General features: G+C 58.2%; 1 rRNA gene. It reads left to right on the top strand.

The window, feature by feature from the left end:
- Positions 1-512: ribosomal RNA gene (locus IEZ07_RS35350) — 23S ribosomal RNA — on the top strand; the annotation flags it as partial.

Genomic DNA, 512 nt, shown 5'->3' with positions numbered 1-512 from the left:
TCAGCCAAACTCCGAATGCCGGTAAGTGAGAGCGTGGCAGTGAGACTGCGGGGGATAAGCTCCGTAGTCGAGAGGGAAACAGCCCAGACCACCGACTAAGGCCCCTAAGCGTGTGCTAAGTGGGAAAGGATGTGGAGTCGCAGTGACAACCAGGAGGTTGGCTTAGAAGCAGCCACCCTTGAAAGAGTGCGTAATAGCTCACTGGTCAAGTGATTCCGCGCCGACAATGTAGCGGGGCTCAAGTGCACCGCCGAAGTCGTGGCATTCACACATTTTCCTGAGCCTTTGTGGTTGAGGGGTGTGGATGGGTAGGGGAGCGTCGTGCGGCCGGCGAAGCAGCCGAGTGATCGAGTTGTGGAGGCCGTGCGAGTGAGAATGCAGGCATGAGTAGCGAATCAGAAGTGAGAAACTTCTGCGCCGGATGACCAAGGGTTCCTGGGCCAGGCTAATCCGCCCAGGGTAAGTCGGGACCTAAGGCGAGGCCGACAGGCGTAGTCGATGGACAACGGGTT

Source organism: Planomonospora parontospora (assembly GCA_014647935.1).
Lineage (GTDB): Bacteria > Actinomycetota > Actinomycetes > Streptosporangiales > Streptosporangiaceae > Planomonospora > Planomonospora parontospora.
This window is presented reverse-complemented; position numbering and strand designations above follow the sequence as displayed.